At 69.1% G+C, this 1241-nt stretch carries 2 protein-coding genes; both read left to right on the top strand.

The features are described 5' to 3' along the window. The first annotated feature begins 78 nt into the window (after positions 1-78). Positions 79-462, top strand: a complete 384-nt coding sequence (locus JL475_RS39045) for a transposase (protein WP_202282933.1) — start codon at positions 79-81, stop codon at positions 460-462. A gap of 77 nt (positions 463-539) precedes the next feature. Continuing rightward, the coding region (locus JL475_RS41060) for a DDE-type integrase/transposase/recombinase (RefSeq protein WP_202282932.1) at positions 540-1241 on the top strand (702 nt) is incomplete at its 3' end.

The following is a 1241-nucleotide window of genomic DNA, read 5'->3' as shown; positions in this document are numbered from 1 at the left end:
GCCCTCTCTGACATCGTCGGGTGAGACGTCCCGAAATGATCAGATATTGTGGGCGGGCACGACAGGAGCATCACCCGCATGACCAGCACCAAGCCCTCCGAGCAAGACCCCGCGCCGCGGCCGAAGCGGCGCCGTTTCTCGCCTGAGTACAAGCTGCGGATCGTCGCCGAGTACGACGCGGCCCCCACCGGGGACAAGGGCGCGATCCTGCGCCGGGAGCGGCTGTACCACTCCCACATCATCGAGTGGCGCCAGGCCCGGGACGCCGGCGCGCTGGAGAGGCTGACCGACCACCGCACCAGCCCGGCCCGGCCGAAGAAGCACCCCGCCGAGGCCGAGAACGACAAGCTGCGCAGGCAGGTGGAGCGGCTGGAGAAGGAGCTGGCCAAGAACCGGGCCGCGGTGGAGGTGCTGGGAAAAGCTGTCGCGCTGTTGGAATCGGTCTCCGACAGCGCGGACTGAACGACGTCCTCGAACACCATCTCCACGCCCTGGTCGAACAGCTCACACCGCACGTGGGCATCGTGGCGGCGTGCCGTGTGACCGGACGCTCCCGGGCCACCCACCACCGGCGGCTGAACCCGGCCCCGCCCAGGCCGAAGGCACCGCGTCCGACGCCGGTCAACGCGTTGTCGGTGGCCGAGCGGGAGGCGGTGCTGGAGTTGATGAACCGGCCCGAGTACGTGGACCTGCCGCCCGCGCAGATCTACGCCCGTGAGCTGGACGAGGGCCGCTACCACTGTTCCGAGCGCACCATGTACCGGGTCCTGAAGGAGGCCGGGCAGGACGGTGAACGCCGGCGGCAGGCCACCCACCCGTCTCGCACGGTTCCGGAACTGGTGGCCGACGGGCCCTCGCAGGTGTGGAGCTGGGACATCACGCGCCTGGCGGGTCCGGCGAAGGGGATGTGGTACCACGGCTACGTCATCCTCGACATCTACTCCCGCTACGTGGTCGGCCACACCGTCGAGACCGCCGAATCCGCCGTGCGGGCCGAGGAGTTGATCCGTGAGGCGATCGAGCGCAACCAGGTTGTGCCGCACACCGTGCACGCCGACCGGGGCACCTCGATGACCTCCAAGCAGGTCTCCCAGCTTCTCCTCGACCTCGGCGTGACCCGGAGCCATTCCCGGCCCCGGGTCAGCAACGACAACCCGTTCAGCGAGAGCCAGTTCCGCACCACGAAGTACCAGCCGGACTATCCGGACCGCTTCGCTTCCCTCGCTCACGCGCGTGAGTGG

This window comes from Streptomyces sp. M2CJ-2 (assembly GCF_016757295.1).
In the GTDB taxonomy this organism is placed as follows: Bacteria; Actinomycetota; Actinomycetes; order Streptomycetales; family Streptomycetaceae; genus Streptomyces.
This window is presented reverse-complemented; position numbering and strand designations above follow the sequence as displayed.